The sequence below is a fragment of the Amycolatopsis australiensis genome (assembly GCF_900119165.1).
GTDB classification, from domain to species: Bacteria; Actinomycetota; Actinomycetes; order Mycobacteriales; family Pseudonocardiaceae; genus Amycolatopsis; species Amycolatopsis australiensis.
On the sequence record NZ_FPJG01000006.1, the window covers coordinates 8,787,460 to 8,814,289 of the forward strand.

The 26,830-nt window shown below is 72.4% G+C and carries 27 protein-coding genes; 17 read left to right on the forward strand and 10 right to left on the reverse strand.

Annotated features, from left to right (window positions below; genetic code table 11):
* The first annotated feature begins 75 nt into the window (after nucleotides 1-75).
* The gene (locus BT341_RS41850; protein WP_425426507.1) at nucleotides 76-777 is read left to right on the forward strand and encodes an SDR family NAD(P)-dependent oxidoreductase; all 702 of its coding nucleotides are present in this window, start codon (nucleotides 76-78) and stop codon (nucleotides 775-777) included.
* 10 nt (nucleotides 778-787) lie between these two features.
* Entirely contained in the window at nucleotides 788-1,507 is a 720-nt protein-coding gene (locus BT341_RS41855; protein ID WP_072481470.1) for a hypothetical protein, read from the forward strand.
* Here BT341_RS41855 and BT341_RS41860 read toward each other — a convergent pair.
* Together BT341_RS41860 and BT341_RS41865 are read right to left on the reverse strand one after the other, a co-directional pair.
* On the reverse strand, nucleotides 1,504-2,784 hold the full coding sequence (locus BT341_RS41860; protein ID WP_072481471.1) for a 6-phospho-beta-glucosidase: 1,281 nt from the start codon (nucleotides 2,782-2,784) through the stop codon (nucleotides 1,504-1,506). The genes BT341_RS41855 and BT341_RS41860 overlap by 4 nt on opposite strands.
* Nucleotides 2,775-3,518, reverse strand: coding sequence for a DeoR/GlpR family DNA-binding transcription regulator (locus tag BT341_RS41865; RefSeq protein WP_072481472.1), 744 nt, complete (start codon nucleotides 3,516-3,518; stop codon nucleotides 2,775-2,777). Before BT341_RS41865 ends, BT341_RS41860 begins: the two co-directional genes overlap by 10 nt.
* A 113-nt stretch (nucleotides 3,519-3,631) precedes the next feature.
* On the opposite strand from BT341_RS41865, the gene BT341_RS41870 reads away from it, so the two are divergent.
* The 5 genes from BT341_RS41870 to BT341_RS41890 all read left to right on the forward strand — a co-directional run bounded on the left by BT341_RS41870 (nucleotide 3,632) and on the right by BT341_RS41890 (nucleotide 7,712).
* The gene (locus BT341_RS41870; RefSeq protein WP_072481473.1) at nucleotides 3,632-4,660 is read left to right on the forward strand and encodes a carbohydrate kinase family protein; all 1,029 of its coding nucleotides are present in this window, start codon (nucleotides 3,632-3,634) and stop codon (nucleotides 4,658-4,660) included.
* Nucleotides 4,660-5,382: a heavy metal-binding domain-containing protein gene (locus BT341_RS41875; RefSeq protein WP_072481474.1), complete on the forward strand. Its 723-nt coding sequence runs from the start codon at nucleotides 4,660-4,662 to the stop codon at nucleotides 5,380-5,382. Before BT341_RS41870 ends, BT341_RS41875 begins: the two co-directional genes overlap by 1 nt.
* A 311-nt stretch (nucleotides 5,383-5,693) precedes the next feature.
* A complete protein-coding gene (locus BT341_RS41880; protein WP_072481475.1) occupies nucleotides 5,694-6,485 on the forward strand; it encodes a heavy metal-binding domain-containing protein in 792 nt (263 codons plus the stop codon).
* A 10-nt stretch (nucleotides 6,486-6,495) separates the two neighbouring features.
* Nucleotides 6,496-7,314 carry a heavy metal-binding domain-containing protein gene (locus tag BT341_RS41885; protein ID WP_245805280.1) on the forward strand — a complete coding sequence of 273 codons (819 nt, stop codon included), beginning with the start codon at nucleotides 6,496-6,498 and terminating at the stop codon, nucleotides 7,312-7,314.
* Nucleotides 7,314-7,712, forward strand: a complete 399-nt coding sequence (locus BT341_RS41890; RefSeq protein WP_072481476.1) for a hypothetical protein — start codon at nucleotides 7,314-7,316, stop codon at nucleotides 7,710-7,712. Before BT341_RS41885 ends, BT341_RS41890 begins: the two co-directional genes overlap by 1 nt.
* A gap of 97 nt (nucleotides 7,713-7,809) precedes the next feature.
* Here the strand turns inward: BT341_RS41890 and BT341_RS41895 are convergent, their stop codons facing one another.
* Both BT341_RS41895 and BT341_RS41900 read right to left on the reverse strand, forming a co-directional pair.
* Nucleotides 7,810-9,879, reverse strand: a complete 2,070-nt coding sequence (locus BT341_RS41895; protein ID WP_072481477.1) for a PQQ-dependent sugar dehydrogenase — start codon at nucleotides 9,877-9,879, stop codon at nucleotides 7,810-7,812.
* A 254-nt stretch (nucleotides 9,880-10,133) separates the two neighbouring features.
* Complete coding sequence (locus tag BT341_RS41900) at nucleotides 10,134-10,985, reverse strand: alpha/beta fold hydrolase (RefSeq protein WP_072481478.1); 852 nt, start codon at nucleotides 10,983-10,985, stop codon at nucleotides 10,134-10,136.
* Nucleotides 10,986-11,084: 99 nt separating this feature from the next.
* On the opposite strand from BT341_RS41900, the gene BT341_RS41905 reads away from it, so the two are divergent.
* A complete protein-coding gene (locus tag BT341_RS41905) occupies nucleotides 11,085-11,648 on the forward strand; it encodes a CGNR zinc finger domain-containing protein (RefSeq protein WP_072481479.1) in 564 nt (187 codons plus the stop codon).
* 828 nt (nucleotides 11,649-12,476) lie between these two features.
* Here the strand turns inward: BT341_RS41905 and BT341_RS41910 are convergent.
* Entirely contained in the window at nucleotides 12,477-13,313 is an 837-nt protein-coding gene (locus BT341_RS41910) for an oxidoreductase (protein WP_072481480.1), read from the reverse strand.
* 109 nt (nucleotides 13,314-13,422) lie between these two features.
* On the opposite strand from BT341_RS41910, the gene BT341_RS47575 reads away from it, so the two are divergent.
* Entirely contained in the window at nucleotides 13,423-13,983 is a 561-nt protein-coding gene (locus BT341_RS47575) for a TetR/AcrR family transcriptional regulator (RefSeq protein WP_072481481.1), read from the forward strand.
* Between the two features lie 138 nt (nucleotides 13,984-14,121).
* Here BT341_RS47575 and BT341_RS41920 read toward each other — a convergent pair whose 3' ends face one another.
* The 3 genes from BT341_RS41920 to BT341_RS41930 form a co-directional block, all read right to left on the reverse strand.
* Nucleotides 14,122-14,868, reverse strand: a complete 747-nt coding sequence (locus BT341_RS41920; protein WP_072481482.1) for an SDR family NAD(P)-dependent oxidoreductase — start codon at nucleotides 14,866-14,868, stop codon at nucleotides 14,122-14,124.
* A 77-nt stretch (nucleotides 14,869-14,945) separates the two neighbouring features.
* Nucleotides 14,946-15,782, reverse strand: coding sequence for an SCO6745 family protein (locus tag BT341_RS41925; protein WP_072481483.1), 837 nt, complete (start codon nucleotides 15,780-15,782; stop codon nucleotides 14,946-14,948).
* A gap of 132 nt (nucleotides 15,783-15,914) precedes the next feature.
* Nucleotides 15,915-16,643, reverse strand: coding sequence for an SDR family oxidoreductase (locus tag BT341_RS41930; RefSeq protein ID WP_072481484.1), 729 nt, complete (start codon nucleotides 16,641-16,643; stop codon nucleotides 15,915-15,917).
* Nucleotides 16,644-16,812: 169 nt separating this feature from the next.
* Here BT341_RS41930 and BT341_RS41935 point away from each other — a divergent pair, with 169 nt between their 5' ends.
* Together BT341_RS41935 and BT341_RS41940 are read left to right on the forward strand one after the other, a co-directional pair.
* The gene (locus BT341_RS41935) at nucleotides 16,813-18,381 is read left to right on the forward strand and encodes a discoidin domain-containing protein (protein ID WP_072481485.1); all 1,569 of its coding nucleotides are present in this window, start codon (nucleotides 16,813-16,815) and stop codon (nucleotides 18,379-18,381) included.
* Nucleotides 18,382-18,458: 77 nt separating this feature from the next.
* On the forward strand, nucleotides 18,459-19,079 hold the full coding sequence (locus tag BT341_RS41940; RefSeq protein ID WP_072481486.1) for an SAM-dependent methyltransferase: 621 nt from the start codon (nucleotides 18,459-18,461) through the stop codon (nucleotides 19,077-19,079).
* Nucleotides 19,080-19,128: 49 nt separating this feature from the next.
* Here the strand turns inward: BT341_RS41940 and BT341_RS41945 are convergent, their stop codons facing one another.
* Both BT341_RS41945 and BT341_RS41950 read right to left on the reverse strand, forming a co-directional pair.
* Nucleotides 19,129-20,145: a S1 family peptidase gene (locus tag BT341_RS41945; protein ID WP_072481487.1), complete on the reverse strand. Its 1,017-nt coding sequence runs from the start codon at nucleotides 20,143-20,145 to the stop codon at nucleotides 19,129-19,131.
* Between the two features lie 162 nt (nucleotides 20,146-20,307).
* Entirely contained in the window at nucleotides 20,308-20,604 is a 297-nt protein-coding gene (locus BT341_RS41950; protein ID WP_072481488.1) for a GNAT family N-acetyltransferase, read from the reverse strand.
* Nucleotides 20,605-20,771: 167 nt separating this feature from the next.
* Between BT341_RS41950 and BT341_RS41955 the strand changes: the two genes are divergently transcribed.
* From BT341_RS41955 to BT341_RS41980, 6 genes are all read left to right on the forward strand, one after another.
* Nucleotides 20,772-22,832 carry a terpene synthase family protein gene (locus tag BT341_RS41955; RefSeq protein WP_072481489.1) on the forward strand — a complete coding sequence of 687 codons (2,061 nt, stop codon included), beginning with the start codon at nucleotides 20,772-20,774 and terminating at the stop codon, nucleotides 22,830-22,832.
* A 61-nt stretch (nucleotides 22,833-22,893) separates the two neighbouring features.
* On the forward strand, nucleotides 22,894-23,685 hold the full coding sequence (locus tag BT341_RS41960; RefSeq protein WP_072481490.1) for an MBL fold metallo-hydrolase: 792 nt from the start codon (nucleotides 22,894-22,896) through the stop codon (nucleotides 23,683-23,685).
* Nucleotides 23,682-24,263, forward strand: coding sequence for a DedA family protein (locus BT341_RS41965; protein WP_072481491.1), 582 nt, complete (start codon nucleotides 23,682-23,684; stop codon nucleotides 24,261-24,263). The genes BT341_RS41960 and BT341_RS41965 overlap by 4 nt, the downstream gene beginning before the upstream one ends.
* Entirely contained in the window at nucleotides 24,260-26,374 is a 2,115-nt protein-coding gene (locus tag BT341_RS41970) for a phage holin family protein (protein ID WP_072481492.1), read from the forward strand. Before BT341_RS41965 ends, BT341_RS41970 begins: the two co-directional genes overlap by 4 nt.
* Nucleotides 26,371-26,601: a glutaredoxin family protein gene (locus BT341_RS41975; protein ID WP_072481493.1), complete on the forward strand. Its 231-nt coding sequence runs from the start codon at nucleotides 26,371-26,373 to the stop codon at nucleotides 26,599-26,601. Before BT341_RS41970 ends, BT341_RS41975 begins: the two co-directional genes overlap by 4 nt.
* Nucleotides 26,598-26,828 carry a putative acetyltransferase gene (locus tag BT341_RS41980; RefSeq protein WP_072481494.1) on the forward strand — a complete coding sequence of 77 codons (231 nt, stop codon included), beginning with the start codon at nucleotides 26,598-26,600 and terminating at the stop codon, nucleotides 26,826-26,828. Before BT341_RS41975 ends, BT341_RS41980 begins: the two co-directional genes overlap by 4 nt.
* Nucleotides 26,829-26,830: the final 2 nt, after the last annotated feature.

Here is a 26,830-nt window from a genome sequence, read left to right on the forward strand (position 1 = left end):
TTGACTACGTCCTCAATTTACGGGATAACTTGAGGGTCAACTCAACTTCGTTTCGAGGAGGTTCCCTTGCCGAAGGTGATCGCCGTCCTGGGGGTCGGCCCGGGACTCGGCCTGTCGATCGCCCGCCGCTTCGGCCACGAAGGCTTCACGACGGCGCTGGTCTCACGCACGGACACGCGGCACGCGGACTACCGGTCGTCGCTGACCGGCGTCACGACCCACACGTACGCGGCCGACGTGACGGACGAAGCCCAGCTCACGGCCGTCCTGGCGCGGATAACGGCGGAAGCGGGCGAGATCGACACCGTCTACTTCGGACCGGCGGACGCGTCCGGGCCGGGCATCACGCCGCTCACCGAAGCGGGCGCGGACGCGGTGCGCGGCCCGTTCGAGTCGATCGTGGTCCCGGCGGCGAGACTGGTGGAGAAGGTGCTGCCGGGCATGCTGAAGCGCGGCTCGGGCGCCCTGCTCTTCGCGGGCGGGTTGAGCGGCAAGTACCCGATGCCGATGCTCGGCACCCTCGCCCCGGCATCGGCGGCGCTGCGCATGTACGTGCTGACGCTGCACGCGGCACTGCGCGAACGGGGCGTCTACGCGGGCACGTTGACGATCGGCGGCCTCATCGACCGCGGCGACATCCACCGCGTGTTCACGGCGCGGGACCACGGGTTCACGCCGGGAGTGCTGAACCCCGACGACATCGCGGAGAAGGCGTGGGAGATGTACGTCGAGCGGAGGGAGGCGGAAGCGGAGTTCACCGCGATCGCGGCCGTCTAGCCTGGGGATCATGTTCACCCCGGACGAGCGGAACCGGCTCCGCGTAGCACTGATCGAGGCGGCCCGGTCAGACGGGCGCGTCAGCGGCGCCGCCCTCACCGGCTCGGCCGCGGTCGACGCCGAAGACGCGTGGTCGGACATCGACCTCGCCTTCGCCGTCAGCGGCGAGCCGGGGCCGGTGCTCGCGGACTTCACCGAGCGGATGTACCGCGAGCACGATGCCGTGCACCACATGGACGTCGTCTTCGAGCGGACCGTCTTCCGGGTGTTCCTGCTGGCGAACACGCTGCAGGTCGACCTGGCGTTCTGGCCGGCCGCCGGCTTCGGCGCGACGACCCCGAAGTTCCGGCTGCTCTTCGGCACCGCGAACGACCGGGAGCCTGCCCCGCCACCGGACCCGCGGCGCCTGGCGGACCTGGCCTGGCTGCACAGCCTCCACGCGCGGTCGAGCATCGCGCGCGGCCGGCGCTGGCAGGCCGAGTACATGATCGGCCGGGTTCGCGAGTACGCGCTCGCGCTGGCCTGCCTGCGTCACGGCGTCCCGGCGGTGGACGGCCGCGGGCTCGACCGGCTGCCCGCCGATGTCCTCGAACCGTTCGAGGAGGCGCTCGTGCGCGGGCTCGACGACCTCGTCCGCCCGTTCCGCGCCGTCACCGAGCTGCTGATCGGCGAACTCGGCCCCGAACTGGCCCCCCGGCTGGCGCCGGTCCTGCGTGAACTCGCTTCCTAAGCCAGATAAGCGAGTTCCGGGTGCGCGGCGGCATACGCGTCCAGCAGCCGGTGGGCCACGGAGACCGAGTCGACCAGCGGGTGCAGCGCGAAGGCCCGCAGCGCCGCCTCGCGTGAACCCGTCGTCGCCGCTTCGATGGTGGCCCGCTCGACCGCCTTGACCGCCGTCACCAGACCCTGTGCGTGGTCCGGCAGCGGTGCCGTCGCGAGCGGGCGGGCACCGTTCTCGTCGACGACGCACGGTACCTCGACGACCGCGTCGCCCGGCACGCCCGGGAGCGCGGATCCATTGCGGACATTGAGGATCAGCGTCGTGCGTTCGCCGTACGCGATCGCACGCATCAGCGCCAGTGCGACCCCCTCGTAGCCGCCGCCTTCGAGGTCGTCGCGCTCGCCTTCGCGCGCCTCGGCCATGTACGTCGCTTCCCGCTCCAAGCGCGTGCGCTCCCACGAAGCCAGCGAAGGTTCCGCGTAGAAGTCGCGTTGCTGCTCCAGCAAAACGGCGCCGCGCGAAGCAGACCGGGCAGCTTCGCGCGTGAAGTAGTAATAGTGCAGGTACTCGTTCGGCACCGCACCGAGCGCGCGCAGCCAGGAAGTGCCGAAGAGCTTCCCCTCCTCGAAGGACTCAAGCGCTTCCGGGTCGGCGAGCAACTGCGGCAGGACGTCCGAGCCGCCGACGCGCACCGCGCGCAGCCAACCCAGATGGTTGAGGCCGGCGTAGTCGAACCACGCCGTCGCCGGGTCGACGCCGAGCGCGCGGGCGACGCGGCGGCACAGCCCGACCGGCGAGTCGCAGATGCCGAGCACCCGCCCGCCCAGGTGCGCGGCCATCGCTTCGGTCACCATCCCCGCCGGGTTGGTGAAGTTGATGACCCACGCGCGCGGCGCCAGTTCCGCGATCTTCCGCGCGAGGGCGACGGCGACCGGGACTGTCCGCAGCCCGTACGCGACGCCGCCCGCGCCGACGGTTTCCTGGCCCAGCACGCCTTCCGCGTGCGCGAGCTGCTCGTCCACGCGCCGCCCGCGCAGGCCGCCGACGCGGATGGCGGAGAACACGAAGTCCACATCGGACAGTGCGGTGCGGAGATCGGTGGTGGTGCGCACCCGCGGCGCGCCCGGCACTCCCGCGGCCTGCTCGGCCAGTACCCGGTCGATCGCCGCGAGCCGCCCGGGGTCGACGTCGTGCAGGACCAGCTCGGTGACGCCGCCGCCGGCCAGCAGCGCGCCGTGCACCAGCGGGACGCGGAACCCGCCGCCGCCGAGGATCGTCAGCCGCACCGCAGCACCTCGGCACCCGCTTCGGCCAGGGCCGCGCACGTCGGCTCGTCGGCCCCGGCGCTCGTGACCACGACGTCGAGCGCGTCCGGCCCGCAGACCTTCGCCAGGCCGGTGCCGGGGAACTTGCCGGCGTCGGCGAGCAGCACCACGCGGTCGCCCGCGGCGAGCATCGCCCGCTTCACCGGGACCTCGGCGACCGAGTCCGTGACGTGGCCGTCGCAGCGGACGCCGCCGGCGCCGAGGAAGACGGTGCCGGCCCGCACCTGGCGCAGCGCGTCCTCGGTCAGGAACCCCACCATCGAGTGACAACTACGCCGGACCATGCCGCCGAGCAGGACGAGCTGGACGTCGTCGGCGTCCTTCAGCTCCTCGTAGACGGCGAGGCTGCTGGTGATCACCGTCAGCGCCCGGTCACGCAGGTGCCGCGCCAGCCGGTGCGCGGTGGTGCCGATGTCGAGCAGCACCGTGTCGCCGTCGGCGACCAGGTCCGCCGCGCGCCGGGCGACGGCGTCCTTTTCGCCTGCCCGCTCGCCTGCCTCGCGCGCGAACGGCTCGACGGCCGCCATCGCCCCGCCGTAGACGCGGGTCAGCCGCCCTTCGCGGTCGAGCCTGCCCAGGTCGCGCCGCACCGTGGCCGGGCTGACCCCGAGCCGCTCGGCCAGCACGCCGACCGGCGACGGGCCGTCCGCGCGCAGTGCCCGCAGGATCAGCTCGTGGCGGCGCTGGGGCAGCATGCCGGGACGATAGCAGCCGGACTCGCTCACCGAGTGAACGAGTTTGCGCGGCTCTTGCGCATCTTGCGCGGCTCAAGCACGCTCGGGCGCATCCGTGACCGCTGGAGGCGCCCGTGCCGGCCGAGCCCGCACCCGACATCGATGTCTTCCTGTCCGGCCTGCTGTTCTTCGACCTGGTGTTCACCGGGCTCGACCAACCGCCGTCGCCCGGCACGGAGGTGTGGACCGGCGGCATGGGCTCGGGCCCGGGCGGCATCGCGAACTTCGCGGTGGCGCTGAGCCGGCTCGGCCTGCGGACGTCGCTGGCGGCCGCGTTCGGCACCGACGTCTACGGCCGCTACTGCTGGGATGTGCTTTCACGGCAGGAGCACATCGACCTGTCGCGCTCCCGGCGGTTCCCGGAATGGCACTCCCCCGTCACCGTTTCGCTGGCCTACGCCGGCGACCGCGCGATGATCACGCACGGCCACCCGCCGCCCGTCCCCGTCGCGGAGCTGGCAGGCTGCCCGCCCCGCAGCCGGGCGACCGTCGCGCACATCGGCCTCGACACCGCCGAGTGGGTGCACACCGCGCACCAGGCGGGCAGCCTCGTCTTCGCCGACGTCGGCTGGGACCCGTCGGAGGCGTGGTCGCCGGCGCTGCTCGAGCAGCTGGCCTGCTGCTACGCGTTCCTGCCGAACGACGTCGAAGCGATGCGCTACACCCGCACGGACACGCCGGAGGCGGCGCTGGCGAAGCTGGCCGACCTCGTCCCGGTCGCGGTGATCACCCGCGGCGCGGCGGGCGTGCTGGCCGTCGACGGCACCACGGGCGAGACGGCGGACGTCCCGGCGCTGCCGGTCGACGTGCTGGACGCGACCGGCGCGGGTGACGTGTTCGGCGCCGGGTTCGTCGCCGCCACCCTGACCGGCTGGCCGCTGGCGGACCGGCTCCGGTTCGCCGGGCTCACGGCGAGCCTGTCGGTCCAGCACTTCGGCGGCGCGCTGGCCGCGCCGGGCTGGCGCGAGATCGCGGAGTGGCACGCGGTGACACGGCGGCCGGACTACGCGTTCCTCGACGACGTCCTCCCGGCGGAAACGATCGCCGAGACGTCCCGCCGCGGCCCGGTGACGCTCGGCTTCGGCGACGACGGCTGGCGCTGATGCACCCGCGCGCCGGCCGCTACGCGACGTCCGGGCTGCGGACGTCGCTGCTGCCGGTGCCGGGCGCGGTCGGTGCCGAGGCGGTGGGCCTGCGGCCGATCGGCGAGGTGATGGGCTGCGTGGTGGAGCGCGCCGACGACGTGGCGGCGAGCATGCGCCGCGGCTACGCGACGGCGCTGGGCAGGCTGCGCGCGGAGGCGTCGGCGCTCGGCGCGGACGGCGTGCTGGCGATCGGCTGCACGGTGACGCGGGTGAGCGCGACGGTCCGCGAGTACGTGGTGCTGGGAACGGCGGTCCGCGCGGCCCGCGGACGACGTCCCGCGGAGCCGTTCACGACGGGCTTGCCGGGCCCGGACGTGGCGAAGCTGCTGCTGGCGGGCTGGGTCCCGGTGACGCTGGCGATCGGCATCGACGGCGGCACGGCGTACGACATCGCGATGACCGACCGCCCGGGCGAGGAGGCGAAGGCCCCGACGGAACTGGTCACCCGCGTCCGCGCCGGCGCCCGGGCGGAGTTCCTGGCCGCGGTGCGGAGATCGGGCGCGGACGGCGGCCTGGTGTCGGCGGCAACGGTCCGGGCCTGGGCACTGGGCCACACGGGAGCGGCGGCCGTGGCGAGCGTGTTCGGCACGGCGGTGGCCCGGGTGGCGGCTGGACCGGCGCCGACGAGGTCACGAGGAGTCCTGCCGCTCGGCGAAGACCGGCCGGGGCCCGGTCGCTGATGCCGAGCCGGGCCGCGGCTCGCTCGGCTTCGCCGAAGCCCATGCCCTGGCCGGGTTGCGGCCGCGCGGGACCGGCCGCTGCCCGCTCCGCCGAACCCCATCCCCCGGCCAGGTGCCTACCACGCGGGACCGGCCGCTGCCGCCTCCGGCGGCAGGCTCGCCGACCGCCCGGACCCGGCCGCTGCCCGAGTCGGTCCCCTGCCCACTCGCGGCCGACCTTCCGGACATTCCACCTCGATCACCCCGTGCGTGCCTCGTCCCGCGGTCGATCCGTGCCACGATGGGGGCAGCCGCGCCGGAAGGAGGCCGCCGTGTCCGAGCGGGATGCCCTGCCACCCGTTGCGCAGGCGCGCGTCGACCGCTTTGCCGCTTCCGGGCTCAAGACCTCGCTGTTCACCGTGCCGGAAGCCGTCGGCGCCGAGGTGGCCGGCTTCACCGCCGTCGGTGAGGTCATGGGCTGTGTCGTGCACCGGATCGGCTTCACCGGCCCCGGCGCCTGGGCCGCCGACCAGGTCCGGCTGCTCGCCGGCACCACGCGCCAGGGCTACGCGACCGCGCTAGACCGGCTGGCCCGGGAAGCCAGGGCCGTCGGCGCCGACGGCGTGCTGGGCATCCGCCTCACGATCACCCCGATCGACGACGTCATGCAGGAGTTCGTCGCCCTCGGCACGGCCGTGCGCGCCGAAACCCGGCAACGGCCGGGACGGCTGTTCACCACCGACCTGCCGGGCCAGGACGTCGGCAAGCTGATGCAGGCGGGCTGGGTGCCGGCGCGCGTCGCGATCGGCGTCGCCGGGCGCGCCATGGCCGACTACAACCTGCCGTACCAGGTCAACCCGCTCGCCGGGAACACCGAGGTCGACGTGGTGACGCGGGTCGTCAACGAAGTCCGCGGCGCGGCCCGCGCGGAGTTCGCCCGCGCGATCCGCGAAAGCGGCGGCGACGGCGGCATCATCTCCGGCATGACGCTGCGGACGTGGCCGGTGCAGGAGGTGGCCGCGGCCGGTGTCGCGACCGTGACCGGCACCGCGATCGCCCGCTTCCACACCGGCCGCGCCGCCCCCACCGGCGCGCTCAAGATCCTGCCGCTGAACCGTTCCTGAAGGAGGCTTCGTGACCACCGCGGACCCCGCCGAGCAGCACATCCCCGAGGACGCGATGCGCCGGCTCGCCGAGATGCGACCCGGTCAGAAGACCAGCCTGTTCACCTCGGACCTGAGCGTCAACGAGTTCCTCCTCGTGCGCGAAGCCGGGTTCCGGCCGCTCGGGCTCGTGCTCGGCTCGAGCATCTACCACGTCGGGTTCCAGATGGGACGGTGGAGCAAGAACCAGGAGCTGGACCGGCTTTCGCAGGCGATGTACCACGCCCGCGAGCTGGCGATGTCGCGGATGGAGGCGGAGGCGGACGTCCTCGGCGCCGACGGCATCGTCGCGGTCCGCCTGGAGATCGAGTTCAAGGAGTTCGGCAGCGACCTCGCCGAGTTCATCGCCGTCGGCACCGCCGTGAAGGCCGACGAACCCGGCGAATGGCGCAACAACACGGGAAAGCCGTTCACCTCCGACCTGTCCGGACAGGACTTCTGGACGCTGGTGCAGGCCGGTTACGCGCCGCTGGGCATGGTGATGGGCACGTGCGTCTACCACATCGCGCACCAGCGGTTCCGGCAGCTGGTGGGCAACATCGGGCAGAACGTCGAGATCCCGCAGTACACGGAAGCGCTGTACGACGCGCGTGAGCTGGCGATGTCGCGGATGCAGGCGGAGGCGGAACAGCTGGAGGCGGAAGGGATCGTCGGCGTGCAGCTGCTTTCGCTGCCGCACCGCTGGGGCGGCCACACGACGGAGTTCTTCGCGATCGGCACCGCGGTCAAGCCGCTGCGCGCCGACCACCACATCACCAAGCCGCAGCTCGTGCTGCCCCTGACCGACTGATGGGCGAGCTGGACTTCCACCTGCTGGTGGCGGCGCTGCGCACGGACCGCGCGGACGTCGAGTCGTACCACCGGGTCCTGTCGGAGACGCTGGGCGCGGCGCTGCCACCGGGCATGGTGGAGGTGTCCCGCCGCCGGACGTTCGCCGACCGCGTCGCGGGCCGCGAAGGGCGTGCGGTCGCGGTGCGGGTGCGCACGCCGGACCGGGTCCTGGTGCTGAGCGCGACCGAGCACGGCGGCGTGGCGGCGGAGATCCACCAGGTGGTCAGGGGCGTGGTGATCAGCCGCCGGGACATCGCGGTCGACGACTGGCTGGCCGCGCTGGCGCAGGAGCTGGCTGCGCTGGCCGAGCGGGACGCGAAAGCACGGGACGCGCTCTCGCGGCTGCTCGGCGGCTGAGAAGTCGTTGCGGCGCGAGGAATGTGCATCGGGGGCCGGATGAAGCGCCCCCGATGCACAGCCTGGCCGGTGGGTACGACGAAACCGCGAGGCCGCGTCAGGCCACCGTCACCCGCAGGATCTTGTTGTGGCTGTTGTGCGGGATGCTGTCCTTGTCGCCGTCCACGCTGGTCGCCAGCCACATCTGGCCGTCCGGGGCCGGCTCCACCGTGCGGAGCCTGCCGTACGTGCCGTTGAAGAACGTCTGGAAGTTCGTCAGTGAGCTGCCGCTGATCACCGCGCGGTACAGCCGCGCGCCGCGCTGGCAGGCCACGTACAGCGCGTCGTGGATGATCGTGATGCCGCTGCACGAACCCTGCGCGACCGGGTACGTCTTCTTCGGCGCGATGAACCCCGGGTTGCCGCACGAGCCTGACGTCCCTTCGCACGACGGCCAGCCGTAGTTGCCGCCCTTCACGATCAGGTTCGTCTCGTCCATGATGCTGTTGCCGAACTCCTGCTCCCACAGCCTGCCCTGCGAGTCGAACGCCAGGCCCTGGACGTTCCGGTGCCCGTAGCTCCACACCGCGTTGTGGAACGGGTTGTCCGCCGGGATCGAGCCGTCCGGGTTGATCCGCAGCACCTTTCCGTTGAGGCTGCTGGTGTTCGACGCGTTGTCGCCGTTCTGCGCGTCGCCGGTGCCGGCGAACAGGTACCGGCCGTCCGGGCTGAAGCGCAGCCGCCCGCCGTTGTGGAACTTGTTGCGCGCGATGCCGGTCAGCAGGACCTGCTCAGTGCTCGTGACCAGCGAATCGGCGGCCGGGTCGTACTTGATCCGCACGATCCGGTTGTCGCTCGGTGAGGTGTGCATGATGTAGAGCCAGTGGTCGGAGGCGAACGACGCGGGGTTGATCTCCAGCCCGGTCAGGCCGCCTTCACCGTCGGTGCTCTGGACGTTCGGGACGACGCCGATCGTCTTCTTCGCCCCGGTCTTCGGGTTCAGGTGCACGATGTCGTGCGCGTCGCGCTGGTTGTAGAGGATCGTGCCGTCGGGCAGCGTGACCAGGCCCCACACGACGTCGTCGTCCGTCGCGACCTGCGTGGCGCCGCAGACACCCTGCGCCGGCGTGCAGGCCGACCCGCCGGTCGTGGTGACCTCCAGCGGCGGCGTGCTGGGGTCGCTGAGGTTGCCGTTCCCGTCGACCGCCCGCACCTGCAGGCGGTAGGTCGTGTTCGGGGTCAGGCCGCCGAGCGTGGTGCTGGTGGTGTCGGACGTGCCGATCTGGGTGCCGGAGTCGTAGATCCGGTAGCCGGCCACGCCGACGTTGTCGGTCGAAGCGGACCAGGCGAGGCCGATCGACGTGCTGTTGATCGCGGTGGTGTGCACGTTCCCCGGCACCGACGGCGGCGTGTGGTCGTCCGACGGCGGCGTCTTCACCGACAGAGTGCCACTGGCCTGCGAAACGTTGCCGGCCGCGTCACGCGCGTTGACGTAGAAGCCGTAGGTGCCGTTCGGGCTGAGGTTGCCGCAGGTCGCCGTCAGGGCGCCGGTGGTGCTGGCGCAGAGCTGACCGTCGCGGTAGACGTCATAGCCGGCGACGCCGACGTTGTCGCTGGCCGCGGTCCAGGAGATCGTCGCGCTGGTCGGGGTGACTCCGACGAGCGTCGGGGTACCGGGCGGCGACGGCGGCACGACGTCGCCCCGCGATCCGTACACGCCGAACTCCTGCAGCGAATAGCCCTTCGACGCGTCGGTCCGGCAGCGTTTGGTGCCGTACATCCGCACGTAACGGCCGGTGCCGTCGAGGGAGGTGAGGTCCTCGACGCCGCCTTTCCCGGCGGTGGTCGAGTAGATCCGCGTCCACGCGACGTGGTCGGCGGAGGTGTCGATCTCGTAGGCGGTGGCGCATGAAGCGTCCCACTGCAGCCGCACCCGGCTGACGTGCGCGGCGGCGCCGAGGTCGACGTAGATCCACTGTGGATCGACGCCGGGCGCGCTGGCCCAGCGGGTGGCCGAGTCGCCGTCGACGGCGTTCGCCGCCGGGCAGCACCCGCCCGCCGACGACGCCGTCACCGGTTTCCCCTGCGAGAGCAGCGGATCGGCGGCCTGCGCCGGTCCCGCTGCCGCGGTCAGTGTCGCGGCGACGACCGCGGCCGCGATCATCCCCGCCCGGATCCGTCCGGTCATCCGTCCTCCTGCGCAGTCGGCGCGGAGGCTCGAACCGCCTCCGCGGTGACCCCGGTCCGCTCGCGCACGCCCGGACCCGTCGGCGAACGACCCGTCGGCGCAGGCAGAGGCGGATGCCTGACGACGACGGCGGGGTTCTCCGGGACCGGGACCGACCTGGGGTCAGGGCGATCTCGGGGAAACCCTACGAGCGGACGGTCCGGCGGGTCAACGTCCCTGTCCCGCTCACCGGAAAGCGTTGTGCGGCAAGGTGTTCAGCCGACCACCCGCCCCAGGAACCCGCGGACGTACCCGGCGATGGCGTCCAGGTGCGTCTCGAGTGCGAAATGCCCGGAATCGAGCAGGTGGATCTCAGCACCGGGCAGATCGCGGGCGTAGGCGCGGGCGCCGTCGGCGACGAAGATCTCGTCGTTGCCGCCCCAGACGGCCAGCAGCGGAACCTGGCTCGTCCGGAAGTACTCGTGGAACTTCGGGTAGAGGTCGATGTTGTGGTGGTAGTCGCCGAGCAGCGCCATCTGGATTTCCGCGGCGCCGGGCCGGTCGAGCAGGGCCTGGTCGTGGATCCAGACGTCGGGGCTGACCAGCGCGGGATCGGGCACGCCGTCGAGGTACTGCGCCTTGGTGGCTTCGAGGGTGACCATGCCGCGAAGGTCGTCTTCGGTCAGAGTGCCGGCGGCGAGCTTCTGCGGCAGGCCGGCGCCCAGGCCCTCGACGTAGGCGTTGCCGTTCTGCGTGACGATGGCGGTGACCCGCTCGGGGTTCCCGGCGGCGATCCGCAGTCCGACCGGCGCGCCGAAGTCCTGGATGTAGAGCGCGAAGCGGCCGAGGCCGATCTGGTCGAGCAGCTCCAGCGTGAGTTCGGCGAGGGCGTCGAAGGTGTAGGCGAACTCGCCGACGGGCGGCGCATCGGAAGCACCGGAACCGAGGTAGTCGGGCGCGACGACGCGGTAGCGGTCGGCCAGCGCGGGCATGAGGTGCCGGTACATGTGCGAGCTGGTCGGAAAGCCGTGGAGCAGAACGATGACGGGCGCCTCGACGGGCCCGGCCTCCCGGTAGAAGAGCCGGCGCCCGCCGACGGTGGCATAGCGGTGATACACGGCAACCATGGGTCACTCCTCACGTCTCATGGATATTTGTCATTTATCCATGAGAGATCGTAGACTGTCAACGGCCGGGAGAATGCGGAACGGACTCGGGAGGCGAACGTGGTCACAGCGGCACCGGGCGAGGAACGCTCCCTCGCATTGGCGTTGGTCAACACCCGCCGGTTGAGCGCCGGCGACGAGGTCGACGACCTGGCGGACCCTCGCGACGCAACGGAGTGGCTGCGCGGCCACGACCTCCCGGCGGTCCGGCTCACCGCGGAGGACGTGAGCCGCTTGACCGGCCTGCGCACGGCGGTCCGCGAGCTGCTGACGGCGCTGGCGGAGGACCGTCGTCCGTCGGCGGCCGCGGTGGAAACGGTGAACGCGGCCGCCCGCGCCGACGCGGCAGCACCCCAGCTCGCGTGGACGGCCGGTCCGAACCGGAAGTGGCACAGCACCCGACCGGGCAGCGTCGAGGAGGCGCTGGCAACACTGGCCCGCGACGCGATCGACGTGGCCAGCGGCGAGCTGGGCGAAGTGGTGAGGGCGTGCGAGGCCCACGGGTGCGTGCGGTTGTTCTTCCGCGAGCACGCCCGCCGCCGCTGGTGCTCGACAACGTGCGGCGACCGCGTCCGCGCGGCCCGGCACCAGCGGTTGGTGGTCGAGCAACGGGAGCGAGCGTGAGGTCGGCCGTTCCGCAAGGTCCGGGCTGAGGTCACGCAGCCCGCTCAGCAAGGTGCGGGCGGAGGTCAGGTCGCAGACGGCCCGGCAACGTCCGGGCTGAAGCCAGGTCTCGATCGCGGCCCGCTCGGCCAGGGCACTCTTGCGGCCGAAGATCCGGCGGCCGGACTCCCGCGGCCCAGCGGGCCATTGGCCGCCCGCCGGCGACCTTGCACTCGTCGGCTTGGCAGCCCAGTACTGGGCGGGTTCCGCAATCAGCCAACGCCGCAACCGGTCATCCCGACGGCGGCCGGAATCAGGTTCGCGAGAGCCGAACCGCGCCGGATCCGGCCGAAACGGCACTCCGGCAGCGCGGCGACCCGAGGCCCGCCGACTCTGTAGCCCATCAGCCGAACAGTCCAGCGCTCCGCGGCCCAGCAACCCTGTCGCCCACCAGCCCGCAACCCGCAGTCCAGCGCCCGGCGGCCCGGCAGCCGACCAGCCCCACGCCCGCGGCCCGGGCGACCCGCGATCCACCAGCCCAGCGCCCCGCGGCCCCGCGGCCCGCCGCCCGGGCGACCCGCGGCCCCACGGGGCCCTGCAGCCCCGCGCCCCGCCGCCCGGGCGACCCGCGGCCCCACGGCCCTACTGCCCACCAGCCCCACGTCCGCCGCCCGGGCGCCCCGCGGCCACACGGGGCCCTGCAGCCCAGCCCCCGGCGGTCCGGCAGCCGACCAGCCCAGCACCCCGCGATCCCGTAGCCCACCAGCCCCGCGGCCTCCGCCCCCACGAGCCCAGCGATCCGCAGCCACCACCTCGCCAACTGCTCCCCGGCAACCCGGCGCCACCGCATCAGTTCGTCGCGAACACCGCCGATCGGCTCACCTCCGCCCACTGCGCCATCTCCGCCGCGCGGGCGTGTTCTGATCGCTGGACCGCTTCCACCGCGTCCGCACCCAGTAGCAGGCGCAGCGGGGGTGTCTCCGACTTCACCACGTCCACGAGGATGCGGGCTCCCCGGGCCGGGTCGCCCGGTTGCTTGCCGTCCGTTGCGTCGCGTAGGCGGTGCATCTCGCCCACCGAGGCGTCGTACTCCCGGCGGACCGGGGCCCGCTCCATCGATGCTCCCTGCCAGTCCGTGCGGAACGCTCCCGGCTCGACGATCGTCACCTTCACGCCGAACGGCTTCACCTCCGCGTTCAGCACCTCCGAGAACCCCTCCACCGCGAACTTCGCCGCCTGGTACGCACCCAAGCCCGGCGATCCGCCGACCCGGCCGCCCACCGACGAGAACTGCAGGAAATGCCCCGAGCCCTGCTCGCGGAACACCGGCAGTGCCGCGCGCGTCACGTTCACGACTCCGAAGAAGTTGGCCTCGACCTGCGCGCGGAAGTCGTCCTCCGGCATGTCTTCGATCGGGGCACTGTTCGCGTAACCCGCGTTGTTCGCCACGACGTCGAGCCCGCCGAACTCGCGTACCGCGAATGCCACGGCCTCGCGGGCGGCCGCCGAATCTGTGACGTCCAGCGCGAAGGCGCGGACCGCGTCGCCGTACTCGGCTACCAGATCCTTCAGCTGCTCCGGGCGGCGCGCCGTCGCGACGACTCGGTCGCCGTCCTCCAGCGCCGCGCGGGCCAGCTCGCGCCCGAAACCTCGGGAACTGCCCGTGACCAGCCAAATCCTGCTCATGATGCCGTCTCCTCGCTCGCTCGATCGGCTAACCAACCGGTTGGTTACCTCCAGGGAACACCCGGCGGGAAGATTTGTCAACCAACCAGTTAGTTGCTAAGGTGGAGACATGAGAGACGCGGAGGACACCAAGCGGCGGTTGCTGGCCGCCGCCACGGAGGAGTTCGCGGAACGCGGGATCGCGGGCGCCCGCGTCGACCGGATCGCCGATGCCGCCGGGTGCAACAAGGCGATGTTGTACAAGTACTTCCACAGCAAGGACGCGTTGTTCGACACGGTCTTCGGCGAATCGGTCGGCCGGTTCGTCATCGACATCCCGGTGGACGCCGCCGATCTGCCGGGCTACGCCGGGAAGCTCTTCGACCGGTACGAATCGCAGCCGCACACGCTGCGGCTGGCGATCTGGCACCGGCTGGAGCGCCCCGAAGGCAAGTGGCTCACGGAAATCGTGCTGGCCAACGAGATCCGGCTGGCGGAACTGCAACGCGCACAGGACGAAGGGAAACTGTCGAAGCACTACACACCGCTTGAGCTGCTGGTGCTGATTCAGTCGATCACGACGGCGTGGGCCACGACAAACACGGAACTGGGCGTCCGCATGACGGTCCCCCGCGAGCAACGGCGGGCGCTGGTGGTCGACGCCGTGCGGCGGCTGATCGCCGAAGACTAATGGAACGTCGACCCCAGCGCGGAGACCGGGCCACCGTGGCGGCGCACCTGTTCCGGCTTGGCGCGGCCGACAACGGCCAGACGAGCCGCGAACCCGCCCGGGTGCGAACAGCCACGTCCCCAACCCGGCCGGCCCTCGCTAATCCACCAACGCGCCGCAGCTGATGTTGACCGTCGAAGCCGTCATCGTCCTGGCTCGGTCCGAGGCCACGAATGCAGCCACCGCTCCGACGTCCGCCAGTGTCGCCGCTCGGCCCAGCATCGTCTTCGCCGCGATGTTGTCCTCCAGCTCCGCTCGCCCCGGGAAGTCCTTCGGGATCGTCTCCGGGATGCCGCCCGTCCGCAGCGTCACCGCGCGTACTCCGTGCCTGCCCAGCTCGGCCGCCAGCTGGCGGCGCATCGCCTCCACCGCGTGAAACGCCACCTGGAGCCCGCCGACCGAAAACTCCCGTACCGGGTCGCCCGCTCCACCGAACAGCAGGATCACTCCCGACTGCTGCTTCACCATGTGGCGGGCCGCCGCTCGGGCCGTCAGGAACTGGGTGCGCACCGCCGTCCGGACCGGGCGCTCGTAGTCCGCCAAGCTCATCTCCAGCAACGGTGTTCCCTGGACGTCGCCGTGGGCGATGAGGTTGAACGAGATGTCCAGGCCTCCCCTGGCCGCGACCGCGTCGGCGTGGGCGTCCACCGCTGCCTCGTCCAGCGCGTCGACCTCCGCCACCTCGGCCGCCGCGCCGATGCGTGCCGCCACCTCCTCCAGCCTGGCGCGGGTGCGGCCCGCCAGAAACACCTTCGCGCCGTCCTCGGCGAACGCGGTCGCCACCGCCGCGCCGATGCGGCCGCCTGCGCCGTAGATGATCGCGTTCTTGCCGGCCAGCAACGTCATGAGTCCCTCCGATGTCCGGGTGCCTTCACCCGTGCGTCGAACGGGACACCCCGGAATCGACCACCGGCCGCCGAACGTCACGGCCTCGGGACGCCCATCGGGTTCGGCACCGGCACCACACCCGCGTCGATCGCCGCCCGGCTCAGCGGGACCGCCAGCTCGAGCACCCGGTCCAGGTCGGCGCCCAGCTCGGCGACCGGGGCCTGCGCCAGGCGGTCCGTGTCCTCCTCGATCCGGCGCCGCACCGCCGCGCCCTCCGCGGTCAGGCGCCCGTCTCCGTCCAGCAACCCGCGCGAACGCAGGCTCGCCAGCGCCTCCGTCCACTCCGCGTCGGACCAGCCCCGGTGCGGCTGGACGTCGGCGCGGCCGATCACGCCGTCGCCGATGTGGGTCAACGTCGTCTCCAGGCCGGTCAAGCCCGCGTGGACGGCCGCCAGGACGTGCCCGTCGCCGCGGTGCTCGCGCAGCACCGTCGCCGCCAGCCACAGGCGCCCCAGCGCTCCCGGCGGGCGCGGGACCGCGGACCACGCCGCGGCCAGCGGGCGCCCGTCGAACCGGCACGCGCCGGCCGCCCGTTCCAGCAGCGACACCAGTTCGGCATCCGGCTCCACCACGCGCGACAACGCGGCTTCGACCGCCTCCAGCCGGGTCGCGAGCACGTCCCGCGGCGACGCGAACGACCACGCGTCCGGCAGCGCCCGCGCCACCATCGCCGGGGCGAAACCGAACAGCACCGAGGTCGCCGCCGCGGGACCGACCGGGCCCAGCGGCGCGAGACGGCCCGCGAAGTAGCCCATCCAGTAGCCCCGCAGGCCGACGTCTTTCGCCGCCGACGCGGTTTCCGGCGCGAAGTAGACGACCGCGTGCAGGGGTTCCACGGCCGCCCACAGCCGCCGGGCCGGTGAAGTGCTCATGCCGGCATTCTCGCCCGCGACGCCTGACGCGCGCGAGCCGCCGTCCGACGCACTGGTGGGCGCCGAAGCCGAAGGCGACGTGCGTGTGCGGCGACTCGCGGTGGAAGCCGTTCGGATGCGGGTCCGCTTGGCCTAGCGGGCGCCGTACGCGCCGCCGTTGACGTGCACCACCTGACCGGTGATGTGGCCGGCGCCCGGTGAAGCCAGGAACTGCACCGTTTCCGCGACTTCCTCGGGCGTTCCCGCGCGCTTGTCGAATGCGACGGAAACCCTTGAGCTGAGCCATTCCTCGGTCAGCGTGCCGTGGAAGAACTCCGTGTCGAGGATGACGCCGGGTGCCACGACGTTGGCCGAGCCGGCCGCTCCGAGCTGCCGCGCGAGGTCGGTGTTCCACGCCTCGATCGCCGCCTTCGCCGCGCCGTACGAGCCGGAGCCTTGCTTCGCCGCGACAGAGCCGAGGGTCACAACCCGCACGTTGTCCGCGAAGCGGGGTTTCACGGCAGCCGTGACGAGGACGGCGGGGAGGACGTTGGCGTCGAAGTTCGCGCGCCACGCGTCGGCCAGCCCCTGCAGGTCGTCCGGGGCCGGTGCCTCCCGGATGCGGTCGGTGTTGCCGCCGGCGTTGTTGACCAGGACGTCCACCCGTGCCGGCAGCTCCGCCAGCGCGGCCCGCACCGCCGCCGGGTCGCTCGCGTCGAAGGCGACCGCCCGCGCGCCGATCCGCTCCGCGGCCGCCTCCAGCACGTCCTTGCGGCGCCCGGTGACGGTGACCCGCTCGCCCGCCGCCGCGAACCGGGCGGCGATCGCCAGCCCGATGCCCGTGCCGCCCCCGGTGACCACGACTTCCCGCTGTTCGCTCATGGCGCCATCTTCGCGCACGGAATGCCGCCGCGGCGCGCCTTTCCCGCCCGCCGGGACACAGACCGCGATTAGTTAGGAAACTTTACGAATGGGACTTGACGTCGCGGCGCCGCCCGGCGAACCTGGACGCACGCCGCAGTCATCGTCCGCCCACTCTTCCGGAGGCAGCATGACCCGGCGCGCGCTCGTACTCGTCGTCACCCTGTTCCTCGCGTTGGCCACCGCCGGTGCCCCCGCGGCGAACGCGGCGACGACGCAGCCGACGTTCCTCACCTTCTACGGCTGGTGGGACAACACGCCGCCCGGCGGCGACATCTCCTACCCGCAGATCCACGGCACCGCCGGCGGCAAGGGCACCTACACGGACCCGATCACCTTCGCCACCAGCAGCGACGAGCTCAAGCCCGGCACGAAGGTCTGGGTGCCGCGGGTGAAGAAGTACTTCATCATGGAGGACGGCTGCGACGAGTGTTCCGCCGACTGGAACAGCCACGGTCCCAACGGCGGACCCGGCCTGCGGCACATCGACCTCTGGCTCGGCGGCAAGGGCGGCAGCGCCTTCGACGCGATCGACTGCGAAGACGCGCTCACGCACTACAACGCCGACAACACGCCGGTCATGGAGCCGGTGGTCGTCGACCCGCCGTCGAACGAGCCCTACGACGCGACGCCGATCTTCAACACCAGCACCGGCGAGTGCTACGGCGGCGCGAAGCCGAACACGACGGTCGGCCAGTACCGCAACGAATCCACCGGCACGTGCCTCGAAGCCCCCAGCTCCGGCACCGCGCTGAAGGTCGCGCCCTGCACCGGAAGCGCCGCCCAGCGGTTCACCTTCCACGGCGCCTTCCTGGTGATCGACGGCAAGTGCGCGGGCATCTCCGGCAGCTCGATCGTGCTGCAGACCTGCACCGGGGGCCCGGCGCAGCAGTGGTCGGTCAACCCCGACGGCACCATCTCCGACATCCAGACGAGCAAGAAGTGCTTCCGCGCCTCGGGCACGACGGTCACCGCGGGCAGCTGCTCGGGCGCCCAGGCCCGGTGGGCGTTCACCGCCGCCGGCACCCCGAGCGGCCTCAGCGTGACGCCGTCGTCGGTGTCGGTCGCGCCGGGCGCTTCGGCGACAGCCACCGTCACGGCCACGGATTCCGTCACGCTCTCCGCGAGCGGCGCGCCGGCGGGCGTCACCGTGTCCTTCTCCCCGGCGGCGATCCCGGCGGGCGGGACCTCGACCGTCACGGTCAGCGCCTCGGCCACCGCGTCCCCCGGCTCGGCGACGATCACCCTGAGCGGCGGCACGAAGACCGCTTCGCTGGGTCTCACGGTCACCGCGGGCACGGAAACCCTGCTGTCCCAGGGCAAGACCGCGACGGCGTCTTCGACGGAATCGTCGTCCTACCCGGCGAGCGCGGCCTTCGACGGGAACCTGACGAGCACCCGCTGGGCGTCCAAGGAAGGGACCGCGTCGGAGTGGCTGCGCGTCGACCTCGGCGCCACCAAGGCGATCTCGCACGTCAAGCTGACCTGGGAAGCCGCGTACGGGAAGGCCTACCGCGTCGAGACCTCGGCGGACGGCACGACCTGGACGGCGATCTACAGCACCACGACCGGCAACGGCGGCACGGACGACCTCACCGGCCTGGCGGGCAGCGGACGGTACGTGCGGATGACCGGCGTCACGCGCGGCACGTCGTACGGCTACTCGTTGTACGAGATGCAGGTGTACGGCACCGCCTGAGTTGCCATTCCGGCAACGGAGTTTGCCTCCTCGGGGACGTCGCGCGCATGCTCGCGGGACGTCTTTGAGGAGGAACCATGCCGCACGACCAGCCGATGACCGTCGAGAACCTGCTCAAGCGGGACTTCTGGGAAGCCCTGTACCAGCGTGAGGACCAGATCTGGAGCGGGAACGTCAACGTCAACCTGCGGACCGAGGTCGACGGGCTGACCCCGGGACGCGCCCTCGACCTCGGCTGCGGTGAAGGCGGGGACGCGATCTGGCTGGCCGAGCAGGGCTGGACCGTCGACGCCGCCGACATCTCGACCACCGCGCTGGCCCGCGCCGAAGCCGCGGCCGGGGCGGCCGGCGTGACCGTCCGCTGGGTGCACCGCGACATCCTGCAATGGCAGCCGGAAGAGCAGTACGACCTGATCTCCGCCCAGTACGTGCACCTGCCGCCGGACCTGCGCCGGGACGTCTTCTCGGCGTGCGCGGCCGCGATCCGGCCAGGTGGCTCGCTGCTGGTCGTCGGGCACTCGCCGAAGGCGATGCGCGAGTTCGACGGCCGGAAGCCGCCGGCGGAGCTGTACTTCGAGCCGGAGGAGATCACGGGCTATCTGGGCGACCCGTGGCAGTGGCTGGTCGAGACGTGCGAGACGCGCGGAGAGGGCCACCACACCGACGCCGTCTACCGCGCGAAGCGGCTGGAGGCCTGACGCGCCAGGGCGGCACTTTCGGGTGAAAGTGCCGCCCTGGTGACGTGGGTCAGGCGAGCTGGAGGCCGTACGCCTGCAGCTCCAGGGTGAGCGGGTAGAAGTAGCTGGTCACGGTGTCGCCGCCGGACAGCGTGCCGAGGCCCTTCTCACCGTCGTACGCCGGGCCGCCGGAGTCGCCGTGGTCGGTGTGCGCGGTGGTGCCGAACTCGTGGTTGAGCACGCCGACGTCGAAGTTGACCGACTCGTCGACCGAGGTCACTTCGCCGCTGCCGCCGCCGGTCGTCGAGCCCTGCTTCTGGATCTGCTCGCCGACGGTCGGCTCGGCCGCGCCGGTGATCGGCTGGCCGGTGTTGATCTCGCCGGGGCCGGTGCCGTTCGGGCGGGTCAGCAGGCCGGAGTCGGCGCCGGGGCAGTCGCTCTCGACGACCTGCGCGCCGGAGACGTCGCCGCCGGACCAGGTGCCGCCGAGGTTGGTGCAGTGGCCCGCGGTGAGCAGGAACGGCTCGCCGCCGCGCGTCACGTTGAAGCCGAGCGAGCAGCGGCCCTGGTTGTTCTGGATCGCGTCGCCGTCGGCGATGTGCAGTTCCAGCTTGCCGGTGCGGTGCTCGACGCGGACGCTGTCGCCGTACTTCGCGGCGGCGGCGGCGACCTTGTCCGCGGTCTCCTTGCTCGCCGCGTCGTAGATCTTGACGACGACCTGGTTGGTCTTGGTGTCGATGCCCCACGCCGTCTGCGGGACGTTCTTCACCGCGTCGAGCTGGTTCTTGACGCCGGTGAGCGCGGCGAAGGTGTGCTTGACCTTCTTCGCGGTCAGGCCCGCGGCCCGCACCTTCTGCAGCGCCGCGTCGTCGACGACGTTCACGACGGCCTTGCCGTTTTCGAGGTGGACGCCACCGGAAGCGGCACCGAGCGATTGGGCGACCTGGGTCGCGCCGGCGATGGCGCGGGCCTGCATCTCGGCGAAGGCCAGCGGGGACGCGGTGGCCGCCGACGAGCACACGCCCGCCGTCAGCGCGGCGGCCGACAAGACGGCGAGGGTCCTGAGGGCGGTCTTCCGGGGAGTCATCAACTTCCTCCTGGTTGCCGGTGGGAAGGCTGCGCCGGTCACTTTCGTTGCCGGGCAACCAACGCAACACCGACTAAGGTGGGTTAATAACCAATAGATCCGGACATAGCGCTCATTTCAGGACCGATCGGCCCAGTGACACTGCTGCGGAAGGCGTAACGGTCAGCCTTTCGGCCACCGGACGTGGTCCTCGTAGCCCGGGTGCTTCTTCAGGTACCCGGCGATGAACGGGCAGACCGGCACGATGGTCCGGCCCTTCGCGACGACGTCGTCCAGCGCGCCGGAAGCCAGGACCTTGCCGAGGCCCTGCCCGGAGAACGCGTCGTCGATCTCGGTGTGGGTGAACACGGTGAGGTCGCCGCGCAGGTCGTACTGCGCGAACCCGGCGAGCTTCTCCCCCGCCCACAGCTCGTACCGGTCTTCGTCGGGGTTGTCGACCACGCGGGTCTCGTCGGTCATCGGCTCTCCTTCGGTCGGGCGGCTTTCCCCATCGTGCGACGGCGGACCGCCGCGTGCCGACCGGGTGGTGCGCGTCACTGGGCCGGCCGGGGGACGCGCCCGGCCCGTTCGTGTGCATCCCGCCTGCTCCCCTTGGCCGCGCGACCGTACTTTGGTTGCCTCACGGTGTGCCCGAGCAGCCGTTCGTCCTCCCCGAGTTCTACCTGCCCCACCCGGCGCGGCTGAACCCGCACCTCGAACGCGCCCGCGCGCACAGCAAGGCGTGGGCACGCGAGCTGGACATGATCGACGTCCCGCAGCGCGGCACGGTGATCTGGACCGAGCACGACCTCGACTCCCACGACTACGCGCTGCTCTGCGCCTACACGCACCCGGACGCCGGCGCCGAAGAGCTGGACCTGGTCACCGACTGGTACGTCTGGGTGTTCTACTTCGACGACCACTTCCTCGAGCTGTACAAGCGCACCGGCGACATCGACGGCGCCCAGGCCCACCTCGACCGGATCGAGCTGTTCATGCCCACCGGGGGCGAGATCACCGCGACACCGGGAAACCCGGTCGAGCGCGGCCTGGCCGATCTGTGGACCCGGACGATCCCGCAGCGCTCGGCGGCCTGGCGGCGGCGGTTCGCCGGCAGCACGAAGGCGCTGCTGGAAGAGTCGCTGTGGGAGCTGGCCAACATCAACGAAGGACGCCTGGCCAACCCGATCGAGTACGTCGAGATGCGGCGGAAGGTCGGCGGCGCGCCGTGGTCGGCGAACCTGGTCGAGCACGCCGCGCACGCCGAAGTTCCCGACGAGATCGCCGCGACGCGGCCGATGGAGGTCCTGCGCGACTGCTTCGCCGACAGCGTCCACCTGCGCAACGACCTGTTCTCCTACCAGCGGGAAGTGCACGACGAGGGCGAGCTGTCCAACGGGGTGCTCGTCGTCGAGAAGTTCCTCGGCCTGACCACGCAGGAGGCGGCCGACGCCGTCAACGACCTCATCACGTCCCGGCTGCACCAGTTCGAGCACACCGCGCTGACCGAGGTGCCCGCGCTGTTCGACGAGCACGGCGTCGACCCCGCGGCCCGCGCGGCGACGTTCGCCTACGTCAAGGGCCTGCAGGACTGGCAAGCCGGCGGGCACGAATGGCACCTGCGGTCGAGCCGGTACATGAACGAAGGCGCACTGGACGGCCGCGGGCCGAGCCTCTCGTCCGTCCTCGCCACGGCCCCGCAACGGCTGCGGGCCTACAGCCACACGCCGTTCCGCGCGGTTTCGGTTCCGCCGCGGCGGTTCGAGCCGCCGTTCCCCGTGCGGCTGAACCCGCACCTCGACACCTGCCGGCGCCGCAACGTCGACTGGGCGCGCCGCACCGGGCTGCTCGACGGGGTGGTGTGGGACGAGCGGAAGCTGCGGGCGGCCGACCTGCCGCTGTGCGCGGCGGGCATCCGGCCGGACGCGACCGCCGGAGAACTCGACGTCACGGCCGGCTGGCTGACGTGGAGCACGTACGCCGACGACTACTTCCAGACGGTGTTCGGCGCGTCCCGCGACCTCGCCGCGGCGAAGGCGTGCCACGAACGGCTGGCGCTGTTCATGGCGGACGGCTCGCCGGCCCCGCTCAACCCGCTCGAAGCAGCGCTCGCCGACCTCTGGCCGCGGACGCCGAACCGGCTCGCGGTGCGGCGCGCGGCGGAGTCGATGACGTCGAGCTGGCTGTGGCGGCTGGTGAACCTGGCGCAGAACCGGATCCCGGACCCGATCGACCACGTCGAGATGCGGCGCCGCACGTTCGGCGCCGAGCTCACGATGAGCCTCGCGTTCCCGCTGCTGCGCACCCGCGCGGCGCAGACCCTCGAGCACACCGCGGCCGACTACGGCGGCCTGCTCAACGACCTGCGCTCCTACCGCAAGGAAATCCAGTTCGAAGGCGAGCTGAACAACGGCGTGCTGGTGGTGCGCAGCTTCCTCGGCTGCTCCGAGGAACGCGCGTACCAGGTGGTCGCCGATCTGGCCGACGCCCGGCTCGCGGAGTTCCGGCACGCGGCGGCCGCGGCCCCGGACGTACCACCGGATTACGTCGACGGTCTCCGCGACTGGCTGGCCGGCACCGCCCACTGGCACGAGAACGCCGGGCGGTACCGGGAGACGGAACTGGGCCACCACCCCCGGTTCGGCGGCCCGACCGGCATCGGGACGTCGTCGCTGCGGATCTCGTCGCTGCTGCCCGCCGGTCGCTGAGCGGCGTTGCCCGCGCCACTCCGCCGGGCGTCCGGTCCGCCGACCGGCGATACTCGACGGCGTGAGCGGCTTCGCCCTGCGTTTCCTCGGCCATTCGACCGTCCGGCTCGAGCTCGGCGGGCGCGTCGTGCTGACCGATCCCGTGCTCACCGCCCGCGTCGGCGGCCTCACGCGGGTGGTGCCGCTTCCCGAGCCCGCGGCCCACGCCGGTGTCGACCTCGTCCTGATCTCGCACCTGCACGGCGACCACCTGCACCTGCCGTCCCTGAAGCTGCTCGGCCGCGACACCCGGATCGTCGTCCCGCGCGGGGCCGGGCGGTGGCTCGCCGGGAAGGGCTTCCGGCACGTCGACGAGATCGCGCCCGGCGAGACGCTGGACGAAGGCGGGCTCACCGTCACCGCCACCGAAGCCGTCCACTCCGGACACCGGTGGGGCCCGCGCCTCACGCACGGGCCGCAGAGCCCCGCCACCGGGCACCTCATCACGAACGGCGACACGATCGTGTACAACGCCGGGGACACCGACCTCTTCGACGGCATGGCGGATTACGGCCCGGTCGACGTCGCCCTCCTGCCCGTCTGGGGCTGGGGGCCGAACCTCGGGCCGGGTCACCTGGACCCGGCCCGTGCCGCGCTGGCGGCCGGCCTCACGCGTGCCCGCGCCGCCGTCCCCGTGCACTGGGGCACCCTCGCCGTCCCCGGCCTGCGGCGCACCGCCCGGATGCGCCGGCTGCTCGCCGACCCACCGCGCGTGTTCGCCGCCGAGGTGCGCAAGAACGCCATCGCCACCGAGGTGCTGTTCACCGAGCCCGGCGCCGAAGTCGCCATCCCGACGCGCACGGACCGGGCGTGAACTGGACCGACCCCGCCGCCATCGGCTACCCGGCCCTCTTCGGCGGCGTACTGCTCGGCTCGATCGTCCCGATCGTGCCCACCGGCGCGGTCGTCGGCGCCGCGGCGGCCGTGGCGACCACCACCGGCCACCTGTCCCTGCCGCTGGTGATCGTCCTGGCCACGCTCGGCGCGTACCTCGGCGACGTCGTGACCTTCGGCATCCCGCGCCTGGGCAGCGAAGCCGCGTTCCGCTGGATCAGCCGCCGCCAGCCCGCCGAACGGCTCGAAAAGGCCCGCGAGCAGTTCACCCGGCGCGGCTGGCAGCTCGTCGTGATCGGCAGGCTCGTCCCGGCCGGCCGGATCCCGGTGCTGCTGGCGGCGGCCGCGCTGAGCTACCCGTGGCGGCGCCTGCTGCCCGCCGCGCTCGTCGCCTGCGTCCTGTGGGCGACCGCGTACAGCCTCCTGGGCATCCTCAGCGGCGGCATCTTCGACTCGCCGCTGGTCGCGACGCTGCTCGCGACCGTGCTGGTCCTGCTGGTCACCGTCGCCATGAACCTGATCGCCCGGTGGCGGCGCAACACCAAGGAGCGAGTGTGACGACGACCGCGCCGAAGGGTCGGCTGCTGCGCGGCGGCCGGACCGTCGCCCGCGCACTGCTCGTGTGGATCGCGGTGACCGGCGCGCTGCGCCTGCTCGACGTCCTCCTCCCGGGCTTCCGCATGCCGCACTGGTGGCAGCCGACGGTCTGCGCGCTGCTGCTCGGCCTGCTCGCGGCCGTCGGCTGGCCGCTGGTCATGCGCGTCGCCTACCCGCTGGCGTTCTTCACCTTCGGTCTCTTCGGGTTCCTGCTGCTCGGCGCCGGGACGCTGGCGGTGTTCCGCTCGGTGCCCGGGGTCGAGCTGGTCGGGTTCCGGACGGCGGTGATCGTCACCGTCGCGATGGCCGGGGTCGGCGCGCTCATCTCGGCCGTGCTCGCCATCGACGAGGACGAGATCTTCTTCCGCCGCGCCGCGCGGCGACGCCGTCGTCACGCGCCCGCGACCGGCGACGGCGAACTGCCGCCCGGCGTGCTGTTCCTGCAGATCGACGGCCTCGGGTTCGACACCGTCCGCCGCGCGATCCGCGACGGCGACATGCCCACCTTCGCCGCCTGGCTCGCCGAAGGCAGCCACACGCTCACGCCGTGGCACACCGACTGGAGCTCGCAGACCGGGGCGAGCGTCTGCGGCATCCTGCACGGCTCCAACCACGACATCCTCGGCTTCCGCTGGTACGAAAAGGACCGCGACCACGTGATGGCGTGCGCGCACCCGACCGACGCGGCCGAGATCGAACGGCGTCACTCCGACGGGCGCGGCCTGCTCTCCGGCGACGGCGCCGGCCGCGGCAACCTGTTCTCCGGCGACGCCGGCCACGTCAGCCTGACCATGAGCGCCATTCCGGTACTCGTGCCGAAGAAGCTGCTGCGCCGCCGCCGCGACCGGCTCGGCGCGGGCTACTACGCCTACTTCGCCAACCCGGTCAACGCGCTGCGCACGTTCGTCGTCGCGCTCGTCGACGTCTTCCGCGAGATCAGCGCGTCGGTCCGCCAGCGCCGGGCGGGCGTGGTGCCGCGGGTTCCGCGCGGCGGCTGGTACCCGCTCGCCCGGCCGGGCACGACGGTGATCGCGCGCGACGTCGTCGTCTCGGCGATCCTCGGCGACATGCTCGCCGGGCGGCCGGTCGTGTACGCGGACTTCCTCGGCTACGACGAAGTCGCGCACCACTCGGGCATCGAGCGGTTCGACACCCTCGCCGTGCTGCGCTCGATCGACCAGCAGATCGCGCGGCTGCACCGGGCGAGCCGGCTCGCGCCGCGCCGCTACCACCTGGTGGCGTTGTCCGATCACGGCCAGACCCAGGGCCAAGCGTTTTCGCAGCGCTTCGGCGAGACGATCGAGGCGTACGTCGGGCGGCTGTGCGGTGGCTCGCCACCGGCGTCCGCGGGCAAGCGACGGCAGACCGAGAGCTGGCAGATCAACGCGGCGCTGGCGGAAGCGACGAAGAGCGGCGGGCTGATCGCGCGCCGGCTGCGAGCGCGGGTGGAGAACGCCGAGTGCGCCGAAGACCGGCCGCGCACGGAGTCCGGTTCGCCGGGTGCCGTGACGCGGGTGGCGCCCGGCGTGGTCGTGGTCGTGTCCGGGCACCTGGCGATGGTGTCGTTCACCGAGCACGGGGGCCGCGCCGAGCTGGAGACGATCGAGCGGGAGCACCCCGACCTGCTGCCGTCGCTGGTCGACCACCCCGGCGTCGGGTTCCTGCTGGTCCGCAGCCGCGAGTTCGGCCCGGTGGTCCTGGGCCGCGACGGCCTGCACCGGCTCACGACGGGCGTCGTCATCGGCGAGGACCCGCTGCTGCCGTACGGCCCGCACGCCGCGGACCTGATCCGGCGGGTCGACACGTTCCCGCACTGCGCGGACATCATGATCAACAGCCGGTACGACCCGGAGTCGGACCAGGCGTCGCCGTTCGAAACGCACGTGGGCTCGCACGGCGGCCTCGGCGGCCCGCAGCAGCGCGGGTTCGTCGTGTACCCGCGCGAGTTCCCGCCGCCGGGCGAGGTCGTCGGGGCGGAGGCGCTGCACCGGGTGTTCCGTGGTTGGCTGACCGGGCTCGGGCACCCCGAGCCCGCTCCCGTGGAAACCGCAGTTTCGGAGGTCGTTTCGTGAGCTTGACCGTGTACGGCGCTTCCTGGTGCCCGGACGTGAAGCGCAGCCGCGCGCTCCTCGACCGCGAAGGCGTCGAGTACTCCTATGTGGACGTCGAGGCGGACGCGGACGCCGAGCGCCGGGTCCGCGAGCTGCAGGGTGGCGCGCGCCGGATTCCCACGATCGTCTGGGACGACGGCACGTTCCTGGTCGAGCCGTCGGACGAAGAGCTGAGTTCGCGGCTGTGAAGCTGCTACGGGAACTGCCCCTCGGAACCCGGGTCGTGGTCCGGTACCGGATCGAGGGCGGGTTCACCGACGCGCTGGGGAACCTGGTGGCCCGCGACGAGACGACGTGCACGGTGGACACCCGGCGCGGCCCGGTGGTCGTGGCGTTCGAGACGGTGACGCTGGCCAAGCCCGTGCCGCCGCCGCCCGTGCGGAAATCCGGTGGCCCGGTCCCGCCGTCGCTGTGACC